Source organism: Streptomyces daqingensis (assembly GCF_014645895.1).
GTDB lineage: Bacteria > Actinomycetota > Actinomycetes > Streptomycetales > Streptomycetaceae > Streptomyces > Streptomyces daqingensis.
Genome location: NZ_BMMP01000013.1, coordinates 99,842 through 116,800, shown reverse-complemented (window position 1 = coordinate 116,800; position 16,959 = coordinate 99,842). Strand labels below are relative to the sequence as shown.

The 16,959-nt window shown below is 72.9% G+C and carries 12 protein-coding genes and 1 riboswitch; of the genes, 2 read left to right on the top strand and 10 right to left on the bottom strand.

Annotated elements, in window-relative coordinates:
- The first annotated feature begins 53 nt into the window (after window positions 1–53).
- Window positions 54–274, top strand: a riboswitch (cobalamin riboswitch).
- Window positions 275–410: 136 nt separating this feature from the next.
- Window positions 411–2,723, top strand: a complete 2,313-nt coding sequence (gene metE / locus IEY56_RS19825; protein ID WP_189038589.1) for a 5-methyltetrahydropteroyltriglutamate--homocysteine S-methyltransferase — start codon at window positions 411–413, stop codon at window positions 2,721–2,723.
- Window positions 2,724–2,969: 246 nt separating this feature from the next.
- Here the strand turns inward: metE and IEY56_RS19820 are convergent, their stop codons facing one another.
- Together IEY56_RS19820 and IEY56_RS19815 are read right to left on the bottom strand one after the other, a co-directional pair.
- Complete coding sequence (locus IEY56_RS19820; protein ID WP_189038588.1) at window positions 2,970–3,740, bottom strand: CbtA family protein; 771 nt, start codon at window positions 3,738–3,740, stop codon at window positions 2,970–2,972.
- Window positions 3,741–3,757: 17 nt separating this feature from the next.
- Window positions 3,758–3,982: a CbtB domain-containing protein gene (locus tag IEY56_RS19815; RefSeq protein WP_189038587.1), complete on the bottom strand. Its 225-nt coding sequence runs from the start codon at window positions 3,980–3,982 to the stop codon at window positions 3,758–3,760.
- Between the two features lie 299 nt (window positions 3,983–4,281).
- Here IEY56_RS19815 and IEY56_RS19810 point away from each other — a divergent pair, with 299 nt between their 5' ends.
- Window positions 4,282–4,848, top strand: coding sequence for a histidine phosphatase family protein (locus IEY56_RS19810; RefSeq protein ID WP_308424156.1), 567 nt, complete (start codon window positions 4,282–4,284; stop codon window positions 4,846–4,848).
- A gap of 57 nt (window positions 4,849–4,905) precedes the next feature.
- Here the strand turns inward: IEY56_RS19810 and nhaA are convergent, their stop codons facing one another.
- From nhaA to IEY56_RS19770, 8 genes are all read right to left on the bottom strand, one after another.
- Window positions 4,906–6,792, bottom strand: coding sequence for a Na+/H+ antiporter NhaA (gene nhaA, locus IEY56_RS19805; RefSeq protein WP_189038585.1), 1,887 nt, complete (start codon window positions 6,790–6,792; stop codon window positions 4,906–4,908).
- Window positions 6,793–6,971: 179 nt separating this feature from the next.
- Window positions 6,972–7,499, bottom strand: coding sequence for a TerD family protein (locus IEY56_RS19800; protein ID WP_189038584.1), 528 nt, complete (start codon window positions 7,497–7,499; stop codon window positions 6,972–6,974).
- A 169-nt stretch (window positions 7,500–7,668) separates the two neighbouring features.
- Window positions 7,669–10,539 (bottom strand): M48 family metalloprotease, encoded by a 2,871-nt coding sequence (locus IEY56_RS19795; RefSeq protein ID WP_229712045.1) that lies wholly within the window; start codon window positions 10,537–10,539, stop codon window positions 7,669–7,671.
- Window positions 10,540–10,595: 56 nt separating this feature from the next.
- On the bottom strand, window positions 10,596–11,087 hold the full coding sequence (locus IEY56_RS19790; protein WP_189038582.1) for a hypothetical protein: 492 nt from the start codon (window positions 11,085–11,087) through the stop codon (window positions 10,596–10,598).
- A gap of 284 nt (window positions 11,088–11,371) precedes the next feature.
- On the bottom strand, window positions 11,372–13,693 hold the full coding sequence (locus IEY56_RS19785) for a 2-dehydropantoate 2-reductase (RefSeq protein ID WP_189038581.1): 2,322 nt from the start codon (window positions 13,691–13,693) through the stop codon (window positions 11,372–11,374).
- Entirely contained in the window at window positions 13,690–14,544 is an 855-nt protein-coding gene (locus IEY56_RS19780) for an SDR family NAD(P)-dependent oxidoreductase (protein ID WP_189038580.1), read from the bottom strand. Before IEY56_RS19780 ends, IEY56_RS19785 begins: the two co-directional genes overlap by 4 nt.
- The gene (locus IEY56_RS19775; protein WP_189038579.1) at window positions 14,544–15,842 is read right to left on the bottom strand and encodes an MFS transporter; all 1,299 of its coding nucleotides are present in this window, start codon (window positions 15,840–15,842) and stop codon (window positions 14,544–14,546) included. The genes IEY56_RS19780 and IEY56_RS19775 overlap by 1 nt, the downstream gene beginning before the upstream one ends.
- Window positions 15,839–16,807, bottom strand: coding sequence for a polysaccharide deacetylase family protein (locus tag IEY56_RS19770; protein ID WP_189038578.1), 969 nt, complete (start codon window positions 16,805–16,807; stop codon window positions 15,839–15,841). The genes IEY56_RS19775 and IEY56_RS19770 overlap by 4 nt, the downstream gene beginning before the upstream one ends.
- Between the last annotated feature and the right edge of the window lie 152 nt (window positions 16,808–16,959).

Sequence of the window (16,959 nt, the reverse complement as noted above, 5' to 3'; positions counted from 1 at the left end):
CAACCCCTCACCGCGGATCGCCGCGAACCTTTGCCGCCGCCTCCCGCACGCCCGTAGCCTTGAAGGGCAGTCGGTTCGCCCTGTCCGCCAGGCAGGGGGTCGCAAGAGGGAATCCGGTGCGAATCCGGAACTGCCCCGCAGCGGTGAGTGGGAACGAACGCCGTCAGACGCACTGGGCCCGTACGGGCCCGGGAAGCGACGGCAAGTAGGAGCCGGTCCGTGAGGACGCGGCGCGCCCGCGAGTCCGAAGACCTGCCACTGCCCGCGCACGCGACGCGTGCGCGGCGATCTCGGTGACCTCGAGGGCGGGTCGGCGGCAGCAGGCGGCACGCAGTGCGTTCCGCCGCGTCACCTCTCCTGCTCGCGTCCGGCCCCCGAGGGCACCGGCGAGACTCGCGAAGGAGAGTTGAGTGACCACCAAGTCCGCAGCCGCGGCCTCACGCGCCACCGTCCACGGCTATCCCCGGCAGGGCCCCGGCCGGGAACTGAAGAAGGCCGTCGAGGGCTACTGGAAGGGCCGCGTCGCAGCCGGCGACCTGCACCGCACCGCTGCCGAACTGCGCCGCGACAACTGGCGGCAGCTCGTGAGCGCCGGCGTCCACGAAGTCCCGACGGGCGACTTCTCCCTGTACGACCACGTGCTGGACACGACCGTCATGGTCGGAGCCGTTCCGGAACGCCACCGGGCGGTCGCCGAACCCGGCTCCCTGGACCGCTACTTCGCCATGGCACGCGGCACGCGGGACGTCGCGCCGCTGGAGATGACGAAGTGGTTCGACACCAACTACCACTACCTCGTACCGGAGTTGGGCCCGGAAACCGTCTTCTCCGCCGACTCGCGCAAGCAGACCGGCGAGCTGGCCGAGGCGGTCGCCCAGGGGCACACGGCGCGCCCCGTGCTCGTCGGGCCCGTCACCTACCTCCTGCTGGCCAAGCCCGCGCCCGGCGCACCGGACGGCTTCGAGCCGCTGACGCTGCTGGACCGGCTGCTCCCCGTCTACGCCGAGATCCTCACCGACCTGCGCGCGGCCGGCGCCGGGTGGGTCCAGCTCGACGAACCGGCGCTCGTGGCCGACCGCGGCCCCGCCGAGCTGGACGCCGCCGCCCGCGCGTACCGGGAGCTGGGAGCACTGGCCGACAGGCCGAAACTGCTGGTGGCCTCCTACTTCGACCGTCTCGGTGAGGCGCTGCCGGTGCTCGCCGCGGCTCCCGTCGAGGGCCTCGCGATGGACTTCACCGGTCCTGCCGCCGCCAACCTCGACGATCTGGCGGGCGTCGGCGGAGTGCCGGGCAAGCGGCTCGTCGCCGGGGTCGTGGACGGCCGCAACGTGTGGATCAACGACCTGCGGAGGTCGCTGGCCACCCTCGCCTCCCTGCTCGGCTTCGCGGACAGGGTCGACGTCGCACCGTCCTGTTCCCTGCTGCACGTACCGCTGAACGCGGCCGTCGAGCGCGACATCGACCCGCGGATCCAGCGCTGGCTCTCCTTCGCGCGGCAGAAGGCGGAGGAAGCCGTCACCCTGGCCCAGGGCCTGAGCGAGGGCACCGAGGTCATCGCGGGGTTGCTCGCCGCCAACTCCGCCGCTCTCGCCGCCCGTTCGTCGTCGGAGCTCACCCGGGACGCGTCCGTGCGGGCGCGGGCCTCCGCCGTCACCGAGGCCGGGACGCGCCGGGATCAGCCCTACCCGGAGCGGGCCGCCGCCCAGCGGGCCAGGCTGGGCCTGCCGCCGCTGCCCGCCACCACTATCGGCTCCTTTCCCCAGACGAGCGAACTCCGGGCCGCCCGGGCCGACTTGCGGTCCGGACGGCTGGACGGCGAGGACTACGACAAGCGCATCGCCGCCGAGATACGCGACGTGATCCGCTTCCAGGAGAAGGCCGGGCTCGACGTGCTCGTGCACGGCGAACCCGAACGCAACGACATGGTCCAGTACTTCGCCGAACGCCTGGAGGGTTACGCCGCGACGCGGCACGGCTGGGTGCAGTCCTACGGCACGCGCTACGTCCGCCCGCCGATCCTCGCCGGGGACGTCTCGCGCCGCGCGCCGATGACCGTCGAGTGGACGCGATACGCCCAGGAGCAGACCCGGCGCCCCGTGAAGGGGATGCTCACCGGCCCCGTCACGATGCTCGCCTGGTCCTTCGTGAGGGATGACCAGCCGCAGGCGGAGACCGCGCGGCAGGTGGCTCTCGCGCTGCGCGACGAGGTCGCGGATCTGGAGGCCGCGGGGACCGCCGTCATCCAGGTCGACGAGCCGGCACTGCGGGAGACGCTCCCGCTGCGCGCGGCCGGGCGCCCCGAGTACCTGCGGTGGGCGACGGAATGCTTCCGCCTGGCCACCTCGGGTGTGCGGGCGGACACCCAGATCCACACCCACATGTGCTACGCGGAGTTCGGGGACATCGTGCGGGCGATCGACGATCTCGACGCCGACGTCATCAGCCTGGAGGCGGCCCGCTCACACATGCGGGTCGCGGACGAACTGGCCGCCGCCGGCTACCCCCGCGAAGCCGGGCCGGGCGTGTACGACATCCACTCGCCGCGGGTTCCGACGGTCGAGGAAGTGGTGTCGCTGCTGCGCAAGGGGCTCGTGGCGATCCCGCCCGAGCGCCTGTGGGTCAACCCCGACTGCGGGCTGAAGACGCGGAGTTGGCCCGAAGTGCGGGAGGCGCTGCAGAACGTCGTCACCGCGGCCCGGACGCTGCGGGCAGAGACGCGCTGACCGCCGTCCCGTCCTCTCCGGGCAGGGCGGGACGGGCGGTCACGCCGTTGCGGCGGGGCGGCCCGTCCCTGCTGCCGGTGACGGGCCGCGCGGACGGGCCGCCCCGAACCGGGGTGCCCGCACGGTGACGGCCCGCCGGGGGTGAACAGACCGCTGCCACGGGCCTCTTGACGAGGTCCGTGGCAGCGGCCGTCATCCGTTTGCCCGCCGGTCCTCCGCACCGGCGCGGGCGGGCGCCCGGTCGGATCAGACCTGCGCGGCGGCAGGCGCTGCTCCGTCCCGCACGGTCTCCCGCTCGCGGGCCGGGCCCGCCAGGAGCCGCTGCGCGAAGTGCGCGAACGTCAGCCCGTAGGCCGTCCACAGCACCAGTTGCACGGCGAGCGCCGAGAGGCGGAACCGCCAGAGCAGCAACGCGGGGAAGTGCTCCGGGAGTTCGCTCAACGACGGCAGGAAGGCGTACGCGATGCCCACCGCCGCGGCGAAGCCGAGCCCGGCGACGACCGTCGCGTACCAGTTGCCCAGCCGTGGGGCCAGCCGCCTGCCCGCGATCGTCGCCGCGACCGCGAGCAGCACCCCCAGCACCACCATCAGGAAGAACAGAGCGGTGCGCTTGTCGAGACTGGCCGGATCGCCCACGGAGGGCGGGTTGGCCGGGTACTTGAGGAACGGAACGAGGTAGACGCTCACGAACGCCGCGCCCGCCAGCAGCAGCGCCGTGGCGCGCGGGCTGAAGCCGCCCACCCGTCCCAGGGCGAAGCTGAAGACGAGCGAGGCGACGCCGCCCACGGCCACGCCGTAGACGAGGACGCCGGTCGCCAGCCCGGCGGTCGACTGCACGGAACGGCTGACTACTTCCGGACCGTGCTCGTGCCCGTGCGTGTGGGCCTCTTCGTACGCGATGGCGGCGTCGATCTGCGGTTCACCCAGGAAATAGGCGGTGACCAGGGCCAACATGCCCGCGATGAGACCCGCGAGCATGCCTCTCACGAGGAGTGCCCGCACTGTCGAGGAGTTCACGGTGCGCTTCCTCCCCGTCAGTGGCAGGGGAAGCCGAGCAGGTGGCGTCCGTCGTGGACCCACTCGTGCACGCCCGTCCCGGCGAAGACGGACGTGGCACCCTGCTCCGCGCCGACGAAGTACAGCGCGATCAGGGTCAGAAGACCGAAGAAGACCGCCCACGGAAGGATCGCCTTGACCGGCAGCGGGGCCGGGACAGCGGTGGGGGCGCCGGTGGACGGCGGGGCGATGGACTGTGCCATGACATGACCTCCTGATGGGAACTCGCGTCCCTGTTGGTGGAGCCCGTGACGGCACAGCGGGTCTGACTCGTCCCGCCCGTCCTCTGCGCGCGGCAGCGAACGGGGAGGGGGCATACAGTGGCGCGACCGCGCCGGATTCCCACCGGCTTCCGCCCTGCCGTCGTCTATACCTGCGGAAGGTACCGCGCGGGGACCTGCCCGGCCAAGGCCGCCCGGTGTCTCCGGGACCGCCGGAGGGGCCCGACTGCCGTCCGGGAAGCCGCAGTTCAGCCGGGGAAGAGGGGACGATGACCTGCCGAGTGACTTTGATCTCGCCCGCCCGTAACGAGGCGTCGGACGACGTGCGCTTCGACGGGGGGAGCGTCCTCACGTCCGCAGGGCTGCGGGCCGCGTCCACGGCGGCCGGGACGCTCCCGCCGGCACCGCCGGCGCGCCACTTCGCCTCCCCGGCGCCGCGCTGCGAGCAGACGGCGGAAGCGCTGGGCCTGACCGCGGTACCGGTCGCGCGGGCCGCCGGATGTGCGATGGGCCGCTGGCGGGGGAGGACGCTGGAGGAGGTCGCGGCAGCCGAACCCGAGGGTGTGCGCCGCTGGCTGTCCGATCCGGAGAGCGCGCCCCACGGGGGCGAATCCGTACGGGAGTTGTGCGCCAGGATCGAGGGCTGGCTGGCGGAGCTCGCCGCGCGGCCGGGCAGGGTGGTGGCCGTGGTGGAGCCCGACGTCGTACGCGCGGCCGTCGTCCTCGCACTCGGCGCGCCGGCCGGGAGCCTGTGGCGCGTGGACGTGGAACCGCTGACCGCGACGGAGTTCAGCGCGGCAGCCGGACGCTGGAACGTCCGTCCGGGGACGCGGCTCGGCCGGGTCTGACCCCGGGCGGCAGGGAACGGCGGAACAGGCCGCGGATCAACGGCGCCAGAAGCGGTGTCACGGCCCCATGTGCGCCCGCACCCGCGCCGCCTTCACGGCCTTGTACAGGCTGTCCATGTCGTAACCCCCCTGGTGGCGGCGGCCGTTGATGAAGAACGTTGGAGTGCCGGAGACCCCGCTCTCGTCGGCGGAGTCGAGGTCCTGCAGGATGCGGTCCTGGCCGATGCGCTCGCGCAGGTCCTCGCGGAAGCGTTCCACGTCGAGCCCCAGCGCCTGGGCCTGCCGCACCAGATCCGGCACGTTCAGCTGCTCCTGATGCGACAGCAGCCACTCGTGCATCTCCCAGAACGCGCCCTGCGCGGCGGCTGCTTCGGCTGCTTCGGCGCCGAGCTGCGCGTTGGGGTGCACGTCCGTCAGCGGCAGATGGCGCCACACGTGGCGGACGTCCTCGTGGGAGCCGAGCAGCTCGCGGACGACCGGGTCCGCGCCGCTGCAGTAGGGGCACTCGTAGTCGCCGTACTCGAGGATCGTCACGACGGCCTCCTCGGCCCCCCGCACGTGGTCGCGGTCGCCGTCGACGACGGAGGCGAGGTCGACGACAGGCTCGGACAGGCCCAGCAGCGCACGGCCCCGTAGCCGGTGCGGCAGGAGGGCCGTCGCCCTCGACAGCCCCCACGTGAGCGCGGACGCGCACAGCGCCGCACTGAGCACGCCGATCTTCGCCTCCTCCAACTCCTCGCCGTGGAAGGCGAGTCCGGCGATCAGCAGCGAGACGGTGAACCCGATGCCGGCGATGGTGCCGCCGCCCGCCGCGGCGGCCCAGCCCACCGGTGGCCGCAGCCTGCCGTGGCTGAGGCGTGTCACGAGCCACGAGACGCCGACGACGCCCACGGGCTTGCCCAGGACGAAGCCGCAGAGGATGCCGTAGGTCAGCGGCGAGGTGAAGGCCCGGGTCAGGAGCTCCTCCGTCAGCGGGACCCCGACGTTGGCGAGGGCGAACAGCGGCACGATCACGTAACTCGTCCAGGGGTGGAAGAGGTTCTGCAGACGCTCGTTGGGTGAGATCGCCGCCCTCAGTCCCACCCGCGCCGTACGGGCCAGTTCGCCGGTGGGCTGCTCGCGGAAGAGCCGGAAGAGGCCGCTGGCCCGCTCCAGGTCGCCGCGGGACGCCGGATAGGCGTACGTCAGCAGCCCCAGCGCCAGACCCGTGGTGACCGGGTCCACGCCGGATTCGAGCATCGCGACCCACAGCGCCGCCCCCAGCACCGCGTACACGACTCCGGAGCTCACCCCTGCGGTGCGGACGAGCAGCACCGCCGCGAAGATGCCGACCGCCGTCAGCAGCGGGCCCCGGGCCACCTCTTCGCTGTAGACGAGGGCGATGACCAGCAGCGCGATGACGTCGTCGACGACGGTGAACGTGAGCATGAAGGCACGCAGCCGTCTCGGGAACCGCGGACCGACCAGGGCGAGCATGCCCAGTGCGAAAGCGGTGTCCGTCGACATGGCGGTGCCCCACCCCTGCGCGGTGGAATGCCCCGCGTTGAACGCCAGGTAGATCCCCACGGGCACCGCCATGCCGCCGATGCCGGCGAGGACGGGCAGGGTGACGCGGCGCCGCTCCCGCAGGTCGCCCATGTCGAACTCGCGCCGCGCCTCCAGCCCGACCACGAAGAAGAAGAACGTCATGAGGCCGCTGTTGACCCACTCGTGCAGGTCGAGCGAGATCCGGGCGTCGGAGATCCCGACGAACAGCCGCGTCGCCCATACGCGCTCGTACGACCCGGAGTCGAGGTTCGCCCAGACGAGTGCCGCCAGCGTCGCGGCCAGCAGCATCGCGGCGCTGCCGGTCTCGGTGCGCAGGAAGCGGCGCAGGGGCCGGTGGAGGGCCGCCCAGCGGCTGCGCTCGGTCTGCTGGGTGCCGGACCCCCGGGACTCGTTCATCCGGCAAGTCTGCCCGGGGGCGCCGGGGCGGCCCAGCACCTCAGGGGTGCGCCGCGCCCGGCCGGGCGGCGGGTCCGGCCGGGCGGCGGGGCACGGCCCGGTGCCCGGTCGCCTGGCGCCGGACCGCGGTACCTGTCCGGCACGTCACGGCCGCCGGGCGCAGCCGGGCGGCCGACGGGTCAGGCCGGCTTCCTCCCCATCAGTGCGGCGAACTCGTCCGGCTCGGCGTCGAACCCGCGGACGCCCGCCCGGAGTTCCCACCCGCCGGACTCGCCGCGGACGAACTCCGCGACCGTCGCCGCAGTGGAACCGGCGACGCCCGCGAAGTCGTCGTCCGCCAGTTGCGTGTAGCCCTCGGTGACCTCGACCGCGGTGTTGGCGACGTCGCCGAACGTCATGCGCCCCCCGCTCTGCTGGATGACGACGCCCACGACGACCCGCGCGTAGGAGGATGCCAGCCGCTCCAGTTCGAGCGTCAGGGCCTCGTCGGGGCCGAAGCCCTGCCCGGTGCGGCTCTCCCTGTCCAGGGTGATCGTGCCGTCCGGCGAGCGGCTGTCGAAGGTGACGAGGTAGGCGGGCTTTCCGTACGGATCGTCAGCCGTGTACGTGGCGGCCACGAGGTCGAGATCGTGCACCGGTGCACCTATGGGACTGGGGTCCCACTTCAGAGCCACCCCGACCTTTCCGAGTCCCTTGCTGATGCTCACAAACGTCCCTTCCTCCGTGCGGATGTGGGCGGAAGCGACCGCGCTCACATGCTCAACTGTACTGGCGGAGGGCACAGTTGAAGCGCGATCACGGGAGGTCGCGGAGGTCGCGCCGCGGGACGAGGGGCGACGGTGGGACACCGGGGGCGGGGCGGTGCACAAGCCGCGCTCAGTCGTCCTTCCTCCCGCGGTGGCCCGTCGTGGAGCCGGCCTCGACCGTGATCTTCTCGAAGACGGCAGTGACGTCGCTTACTCCCCTGACGACCTCGTGGAGGGAGCCGGTGAACTTCTTCTCCCGCTTCTTCCTCGCCGCCCTGGACTCGTCCTCGGGGAGGACCGTCGCCTCCTGGCACTCGCGGGCCGCGGTCCGCACCCGGCGCAGCGCGGCCGACCACTCGCGCTGTAGTTCCTTGTCCGGAACGGGGAAGTAATCCAGGGTGCGGTCGGTCCGTTTCCGCACGTCGACGCAGAGCTTGTGGAAGTCCTTCTCCTCCACCCGCACCCTCTTCTTCCCCTCACCCCGGGCGCGCACCTTGCCGATCTCGGCGTACAGCGAGGTCACCGCCGCGTCGAACTTCCGTACACGTCTGATGCCCCCCTTGTGCAGCCAGGAGTGCATCTGCAGGCGCTGAACCGCGGGATCCTCCGTGCCCTTCCCACGCTCCGGCTTCCGGCCGTCGTCCCCGGTCCGCCCGCCCGCTCGCCCCGGCGGACTGCCGGGGTCTCCGTCCGCACCGGCCAGCTCCCGGGCGGCGATGTCCGAGTAATCCGACGGTTTCGGTGCGGAGTTGACGACGAGGACCGCGAACACCGCCGGCACGCAGAACGCGAGCACCGCCCCCGCCTTCAGAGCGGTCACCCGCCGGTGGCCCGCGGCGGCCGGTGCCGGCAGCGGCGCGAGGGAGAGCTCCGGACGGGCACGCCACCGCCGGACGAGCCGCGCGCAGCCCGCGCCCAGGAGCGCGGCACAGGCCGCGCCGAGGACGGCGTTGTTGTAGGTGAGACGGACGACCGGGACGGCAGTGGTCAAGCCGTTGCGGAGATTCCAGTGACAGGTGTCGGAGACGGCGTTCGCCGGTCCCAGGCAGCCGTCGGCGGCGTATGAGAGGAACACGCCCCCGTACAGGAACAGTTGCACCACCTGCGCGGCGACCAGGGCCCTGAGCATCCAGTGCCGGCGTGAGAAGGCCGCCACCAATGCGCCCGCGACCATGCAGACGACCGTCACCGTCACGATCAGCCACCAGATCTGAACGATCAGGAAGGCACCCGTCCGCTCCTGCACGTCCGCCGGGCGGGGCGTGGCCTGCGCGTACCTCACCACGGCCACGACCACCAAGGACATCAGACCGCACGCGACGGCGGCGGCGAGCGTCCGCCGTACCTCAGGGCGGGACCGCCGAGCTGCTTCCGCGCCCTGGAAGAGGAACAGCACCAGCGGCGCGAGCCACAGCAGGACGGCCGCCACGCTGACGGGAGGCTGCGCGTGCAGCGACGACAGGACGAACGTGCCTTCGGCGAGGGCCGACAAGTCCGAGGCATAAGGCCCCCAGTCCCCGTGGACCGTCAGGGTGTAGGCCTTGGCGAAGGCGCCCGCCGGGTCGCCGATCCCCAGGATGATGCGCTCCCCGCCGAGCCGCCACCACATCAGCCCGCTCAGCAGGGTCAGGGCCGCCGCCAGCGCACAGACCAGGAGAGCGACGCGGCGACTCCGCCCGGGCAGGCCGGGGAGCAGCCGCAGCGTCTGCGACCACCACACCAGTGGCACGGTCCCGACGAGCAGGAAGACCAGGAGGTACTCGGGGTTCGAGGGCACGAGGTCGACCCGGTGCCGGCCGCTTACCGCGAACTGCCCGACCAGCAGCCCGAATCCGAGCCAGAGCCCGGCGAGCACGCCGGATTCGGCGATCCTGTCGACCCTGCTTGCGGCCCGCGTCGCCTGCACGCCCAGTACGGAGCAGAGCGCCAGTGTCACGAGACCGTCCGAAGTCCACAGGAGAGCCGTTCCACGCGGCATGAACGGGAGGACGGACACCGCCCCGAACAGCAGCGAGGCGGACACACCGGTCAGGAACATCTCCAGTGGGACGAGCCTGTCGAGGCGGCCAGGGTCCGCGAGGACAGTCCTGCGCTCCTCCCAGCCGGGATGCGTCCGCAGGGGCGCGGTGAACCGGCGCAACGACGGCAGCACGCCGCCCCGCGGTTCCGGACGGTGCCAGCCGGCCGGGTCCGCGCCCCACGCCACGGCGCGGAGGTCGGCGTGGAACTCGCGCCTGCGCAGCAGATCGGCCCGCGCCAGGTGCACCAGTCCGACGAGGAGCAGGGCGACGAGGACGAAACCCACCATCGAGGGCGCCGCGGGAGACCACGGGGAGTCGGTGTGGAGGGCCAGGAGGAAGAGGGAGTAGCCGTACTGGCCGAGGTGCGGCAGCAGCGCGGTGACGACGAACACCCGCCACAGCGCGGTACTCGCGGACGCGTAGTCGACGTCGCGGTGGCGTACGTGCGCGAGTTCGTGCAGGACGACGGCGCGGAACCCCTCGGGGTCGGTTCCCCGCCTCACCAGCAGCCCGGCGTGCAGATGCACGCTGTAGCGGCCGGACCGTCCCTCGACGTAGGCGCTGGACGTCGTTCGGGCCAGGTCGACGCGGAAGCTCAGCTCCGGTCCGAGCCCGGCGTGGGTGCGCAGCAGGGCCAGCTCCGCGGCCAGGGAGCCGTCGGCGTCGACAGTCTCGACGGGTGCCGACCTGCGCCGCAGTCCGTGCAGCTTCGGCTGGTACCAGTACACGGCTGCCGCGACGGCGAGCATCGCCGCCGTCGCGACGAGTCCGGCGTAGGACTGGGGCTGCTCGTCGAGGCACTTCCTCAGCAGCTCCGGGCGGCGCATCGCCCGCAGGGCGTTCTCACCATCGCCGGCAGCGGGGTCGAACCCCGCTGCGAACATGCAGTCCATCGCCCCGGACCCGGACTCGTAGTCCATGGTCAGGGCGGTGAAGGTGATCCCGAACAGCGGAACGCCGGAGAGCGTGACGAGCACCATCAGGAGCACGAATCGGGGCCCGGTGCCGGTCGCGCTCCTGAACGCGGCCGGCGGCCTCACGAGGGGTCGTCAGGCGTCTCGGACTGCGTGCCCGAGGTCGCCGGGGCCATCGCGATCCTGGCCACGACGCTGTCCGCGAGCGCCTCGGCCTCCGCGCGCTCCATGCCGCGTTCCGTCGCCCGCTCCACGATCTGGGTCCTGACGAGGGCCAGTTCGCCGGGCTCCAGTTCGATCACGACCGGTTCCGTCGCGTCAGGGCCTCGCCTGAGCAGCCGCCGCGTCCCCGAGCGGAGCCGTTCCATAAGGCTCTCCGTGGCCGTGTCCACACCGCGCCGCGCCGCCTGGTCGAGGACGAGCCAGACCACGGGAGCGATCAGCCCGGCGACCTCGGCGTAGCCGAAGCCGAGCGGTTCCCGCCTCTGCCGCCGGGAGGCGAGGGCGCGGACGGCCCCGGCGTCGTCCAGCTCGCGGAGGCTGTCGACCAGCGGCAGTTCGTGTGCCGCCTGCTCCGCCACCACTTCCCGCACCACATCGCGTACGTACACCATCGGCAACCCCCCGCTTGCAGTACGTCAGCTGAGAGTACGTCAGAGCCCTCAGGGGAGCGAGCCGGAGCCGTCGGTGAGGGGCCGGCACCCGTGAAAACCCGCCAAGGGGATGCGACCGGAGGGACGTCGTATCCGGACCACCAGTCCGGCCGGCCCCCGGCGAGGTCACGGCCGTGGTGGGACGCGTACGGCCGTGAGAGCAACGGCCCCGCTGAGCGGGGCAGTCGGCACCACGGCCGTACGCGCTCCGGCCTCTCAGCGCCGCCGGCTCCCGGTCCCGGGGCTCACTCCGTGAACGCGGCCAGCAGGGACGCCGCGAGAGCCGCCCGCTGCGTCATGCCGCTGACCGTGGCGTGCTCGTCGCGGGCGTGCGCTCCCGCGCCGACCGCGCCCAGCCCGTCCAGCACGGGCACCCCGGCTGCGAGCACGAAGTTGCCGTCGCTGGCTCCGCCCACGGCGCACTCCCGCAGGTCGAGGTCCAGCGGTGCCGCGCAGTCGCGGGCCAGCGAGTACAGCCGGGCCACTCCTGGGGTGCGTTCGAAGACGGGGCGGTTCCACTCCCCGGTGACCTTCACCTCCGTACGGGGGTTCACGGGGGAGATCCCGGCCAGCGCCTCGTCGATCCGCTGCCGCTCCGGCTCCGACGCGACTCGGACGTCGATGTCCGCGACGGCGCGCCCCGCCGTGACGTTGCTGCGCGTCCCCGCGTGCAGCACGCCGACGTTGACGGTGGTGCCGGCGGAGGGGCGGCTGAGCGCGCCGAGGTCCAGCACCTGGTGCGCGGCCTCCTCGATCGCGCTGGCCCCCGCGGTGGGATCCAGCCCGGCGTGCGCCTCGACGCCCTCGACGGTCAGGCGGAAGAGCCCGACGCCCTTCCGGGACGTCTTGACCGCGCCGTCCGCCGACGCCTCGAAGACGAACGCGGCGCGCGAGCCGAGGGCTTCGGAGACGATCGCCTCGCTGGAGGCGAGGCTTCCCGTCTCCTCGTCGCCGTTGAGCACCAGCGTGCACGCGGGCCGGGGCAGGCCGAGCGCGTCGAGGGCCTTCAGCGCCCAGACCGCCTGGACGAGCCCCGCCTTCATGTCGAAGACGCCCGGCCCGGTGCACACGTCGCCGTCGCGCCGGAAGGGCCAGCCCTCCAGGGTGCCCGTGGACCACACCGTGTCGTAGTGCGCGAGCAGCAGCACGGGAGCGTTTCCGGACTGCTCCTCATCCGTGCCGCCGGTGGCCGGGTAGCGCCGCACGAGCACGTCGCCCCTGGTGTCGCGCTGCAGCAACTCCTCGCCGACGCCCCGGACTCCGGGCGCGCCGAGTGCGTCGTCCAGCCATTCCCGTAGCCATTCCAGGCACCGCTCCAGCTCCGCGGGGTCGTCGCTGGAGCTGCCCTGCGCGGTGTAGGCGGCGAGGTCGTCGACCATCGCCTCCCGGTGCTCCTCCAGCCAGGCCTGCACGGCCTGCGCCTGCACGCCGCCGAGCACGGGCCGTGAGGGGAGGCCGGAGCCGGCGGACGAGGCGCATCCGGAGTGTGCGGCGCCGGCGGCCTCACCGGGCGTCCCGGGCGCCTCCTCCCCGGCGCGCTCGGCGTGGCGGGCGGCCAGTCGGTCCAGCTCGTCCAGGCGTTCCTCCGACATACCCGCCGGGTCGGCCTCCAGCTCGCGCAGTCCGCCGATGACGGCGCGCAGTACGGGCGTTTCGATGCCCGCGCGCTCCGCTTCCTCGAAGACCGTCGTGTAGTGCGTGGTCACCTCGACGGGACGGCGCCGCACCGCGAGGTCGCGCCAGATGCCGCTGCGGTCCTTCGGCTGGGTGCGCAGCCACGCGGTCAGCCTGTCGGTGGCACTGTCCCGCACGTGTGCCGGCCGGCCCCGCTGGAAGGCCCGTGCCTCGAAGGCGTCGAACGGCTCCAGACGCATGCCGGCCGCCTCCGCCACGTCGAAGACCTCGCCGACCACGGCGTACATCGCTTCCCTGTGACGGTCGATCAGGTCGGCCATCGAGGCGTCGGCGAGGGCCGTGGCGGCGAGCATCGCGCCGAAGCCGGCCTTCGCCCACAGGTAGCCCTCGACGTTGTCGCTCGCACGGGCCGGCCCCCATGCCTGGAGGTCGTCGACGAGCCGGCGGACGCGTTCCGAGACCGGTGCGCCGCCCGGCTCGCCGATGACGAAGGCGCCCGGCCCTCCGTCGCGTACGACTCCCGGCGCCGTCAGGTCGGCGAAGATGTTGACGAAGGCGGCGAGGGTGCGCTTCTCCCCGACGTACGAGGCGATCACCGGTTCGTTGAATCCGTTCTGCACGGAGACCACGTAGCCGTCGGGTGCCAGCCGCGGGGCGATCCAGTCCATCGCGCTCCGCGTCGCCTGCGCCTTCACGGCGAGCAGCACCCGCTCCAGCGGCCCGTCGAACTCCCCGGGCGTCGCCGCCGTGACGCGGGCGGCGGCGAACCGGCCGTGGCCGTGGTCGACCTTCAGGCCGCGTTCGCGCATGGCGGCGACGTGGTCCGCGTCGCTGTCGATGACGGTGACGGGGTGCCCGGCGCGGGCCAGGCTGTGGGCCAGGGTCCCGCCGATGGCGCCGCCGCCGACGACGGTGTAGGCGTCGGCGCTCATGTCGCGCTTCCTTCCGTGGTGTTGCCGCTGTCGCTGGTGCTGCCGCTCTCGCCGCCGCCGTCGCCCGGCGCGCCGCCCGGAGCCGGGTCCGGGGGCCACAGCCGCGGCAGGTGGCTCGCCCCGGTCCCCGAGCCGCCGTCGACGCGCAGCACCTCGCCGGTGATCCACGCGGCGTCTGGGCCCGCGATCCAGCGCACGGCACGGGCGATGTCGGCCGGGGTGCCGGGCCGCCCCAGGGGGTTCGCCGAGACCGCGGCCGCGTACTCCGGCGCGACCGGGTTGCAGGAGCTGTCGACCGCTACGAAGCCGGGGCTCACGGCGTTGACGCGGATGCCGTGCGGGCCGAGTTCCAGCGCGGCGGCCCGCGTCGCCATCTCCAGCGCGGCCTTCGAGCTGGCGTAGGGGCCCCCGCCGGGGCGGGCCCGCAGCGCCGCCCCGGAGGAGATGTTGACGACCGACGCCGCCCGGGACGCCGCCACGGCGCGGCGGGCCAGCGCCGCCGTCGCCAGCGCGGGGGCGCGGGTGTTCAGGGCGAACACCCTGTCCCATGCGGCGGCGTCCAGGTCGATCATGTCGAGCGAGGGGTAGACGCCCGCGGCGTTGACGAGGACGTCGATCTCGCCGACGGACTCCCACGCCCGCCGGACGGCTTTCTCCGGGCCGTCCGGCTCCGCGAGGTCGACGCACACCTGCGCGGTGTCGTACTGGTCCGCGACCGCTTCGAGCCGCTCCTCGTCGACGTCGACGAGCGTCAGGACGGTGCCGGACACCTCCCCGGCGGCTGACGCGAACTCCCCGGCCACGGCCCGCCCGATGCCGGAGGCCGCGCCCGTCACCAGGACGTGCGTCATCAGTCGAACTCCTTCTTGTTGGTCTCGGGCATCGTCAGGTAGACGATCAGCGAGATCAGTGCGGCACCGGAGACGTACAGCCACAGGAGGTCGGCGTGGCCGACGTCGTTGAGCCACGTGGTGATGTACGGGGCGGTGCCGCCGAAGACGGCCACGGCCAGCGCGTAGGGCAGCGCGATGCCGGTGGCGCGTACCTCTGGCGGGAACTGCTCGGCCATGATCACCGCGCAGTTGGCGGAGTAGCCGAGGATCAGGATCATGCCGGTCAGCTGGACGAAGAACAGGCTCGCGAAGCTGTCGCTCAGCAGGTGCAGCAGCGGCCAGGACAGGACGACGAAGCCTCCCGCGAAGCCGGCCATGGTGGGCTTCCGGCCGATCCTGTCCGACAGCTTGCCCACGAAGGGCAGCAGCGCGATGAAGATGACCAGGCAGATCGTCTGGGAGAGCAGCGCCTTGTCCAGCGGGATGCCTGTCGCGACGTTGGCGTACGTCGGCAGGTAGGTGATCCAGATGTAGTACGTGAGCGTTCCGGCGATGGTGATGCCGACGACGCGCAGCGCGGCCGCCGGGTGCTCCCGGAACATCGCCGTGAGCGGGTTCTTCTTCGCGCGCCCCTTCTCCTGGGCCTGGTGGAAGGAGTCGGTGTCCTCGACGGAGACCCGCAGCCACAGCCCCACGAGGCCGAGCAGCCCGCCGATGACGAACGCGGCACGCCAGCCCCACGAGTGCAGCGCGGCGTCGTCGAGCGTCGAGGTCAGAACGGTGCCGAGGAGCGAGGCGATGAGCGTGCCGCCGCCCACGGAGACCTGCTGCCACGAACCGGCGAACGCGCGCCGGCCCTTGGCCGCCGACTCGACCAGGAACGCCGAGGACGACCCGAACTCGCCTCCCGCGGAGAAGCCCTGGAGCAGCCGCGCCACCAGCAGTACGGCGGGGGCGGCCACGCCTATCGACTCGTAGCCCGGCGTCAGCGCGATGACGAAGGACGCGCCCGCCATGAGCCCCACGGTCAGCGTGAGGCCCTTCTTGCGCCCGAACCGGTCCGCGTACGCACCGAGCACGGCGGCGCCCACCGGCCGGACGACGAAGCCGACCGCGAAGACGGCGAGCGTCGAAAGCAGCGCGACCGCGCCCTCCGACTTGGGGAAGAACACCTCCGAGATGGTCTTCACGAAGATCGTGTACAGCGCCCAGTCGACCCATTCCACGGTGTTGCCGATCGTGCCGGCGAGGATCGCCTTGCGCTGCGCCGGACTCAGCTTGTGCGGCGCCGCGGCGGGGGAGGTGTCGGTGCTCATCGGGAGGTCTCCGGGGAGGTGGGACGGTCGAGCTGGTCGCGGGCGATCCCGGCCAGCTGGGCGTGGGTGGCGAACCACACGTCGCCGTGGGCGGCGATGTGGTCCAGCAGTTCGCGGAGGATCACCAGGCGCGAGCGGTGACCGATGACGTGCGGGTGCATGGTGAGCTGGAAGACGCCTCCGTCGCGGTAAGCCGCGTCGAACTCGTCCTTCCAGATCTCCAGCACGTCGCGTGGACGGGTGTAGGGCCGCACCGAGTTGAAGCGGTCCATCGTGAAGTAGGGCGCGTCGTCGCGGATCCACTCGACGGGGATCTCGACGAGACCGGTGGGCTCGCCCGCGGCGACCACCTCGTAGGGCTCGTCGTCGGCCATCAGGGAGGAGTCGTAGTCGAAGCCCAGGTCGAGGATCGTCTGCAGGGTGGAGTCGGAGAAGTCCCAGGAGGGCGTGCGGATGCCCGTGGGCCGGCTGCCGGTGATCTCCGTGAGGGTCTCGATCGCGCGAGCGATGAGCGTCCTCTCGTCGTCCGCCGCGAGCAGCGTGTTCCGCTCGTGGATCCAGCCGTGCACTCCGATCTCGTGGCCTTCGCCGACGTAGCGGCGGGCCTCGTCGGGGTGGAGCAGGGCGGAGACGGCGGGCATGAAGAACGTTGCGGGGGCGCCGTAGCGCTCCAGGAGGCGCAGCACGCGGCCCGCGCCGACGCGGGCGCCGTACTCGCCCTGCGCGAGCCGGCCGGGGCTGGTCTCGCCGTCCCGCAGCGGGATCGTCTCGTGATCGCTGTCGAACGAGAGCGCCACCGCGGCCCGCGCGCCCTGCGGCCAGCGGGAGGGCAGGAGCGGGCGGCCGGCGGTCACGGCCGACGTGTGGCCCCGCCACACCGACTCGGGCCACTGCCAGGAGGGCGTGCTGCCCGCGTCGCCGCCGGACGGTGCGGGGCCGGGGGAGGGCTGGTCGTTCGCTGACATGGTTGTTCCTCGCAGAGAGTCGGGTGCGGCGAAGGGAGGGAAGCAGGGTGGGCACGGGGGGACGGGGCGGGGACGGACGTGGGACGGCCGGTCGGGGGAGCCCGGTGGGGGAGCGGGCCGGCCGGTGTTCAGATGTGCTTCGGGTGCGGCAC

Bases quoted from the DNA above. Each gene is read 5' to 3' on its own strand.
- IEY56_RS19795 (WP_229712045.1), bottom strand. From the start codon at position 10,539: ATGGTGCTCGTCACGCTCTCCGGCGTTCCGCTGTTCGGGATCACCTTC.
- IEY56_RS19790 (WP_189038582.1), bottom strand. From the start codon at position 11,087: ATGGTGTACGTACGCGATGTGGTGCGGGAAGTGGTGGCGGAGCAGGCG.
- IEY56_RS19775 (WP_189038579.1), bottom strand. From the start codon at position 15,842: ATGAGCACCGACACCTCCCCCGCCGCGGCGCCGCACAAGCTGAGTCCG.
- IEY56_RS19815 (WP_189038587.1), bottom strand. From the start codon at position 3,982: ATGGCACAGTCCATCGCCCCGCCGTCCACCGGCGCCCCCACCGCTGTC.
- IEY56_RS19770 (WP_189038578.1), bottom strand. From the start codon at position 16,807: ATGTCAGCGAACGACCAGCCCTCCCCCGGCCCCGCACCGTCCGGCGGC.
- nhaA (WP_189038585.1), bottom strand. From the start codon at position 6,792: ATGAACGAGTCCCGGGGGTCCGGCACCCAGCAGACCGAGCGCAGCCGC.
- IEY56_RS19780 (WP_189038580.1), bottom strand. From the start codon at position 14,544: ATGACGCACGTCCTGGTGACGGGCGCGGCCTCCGGCATCGGGCGGGCC.
- IEY56_RS19785 (WP_189038581.1), bottom strand. From the start codon at position 13,693: ATGAGCGCCGACGCCTACACCGTCGTCGGCGGCGGCGCCATCGGCGGG.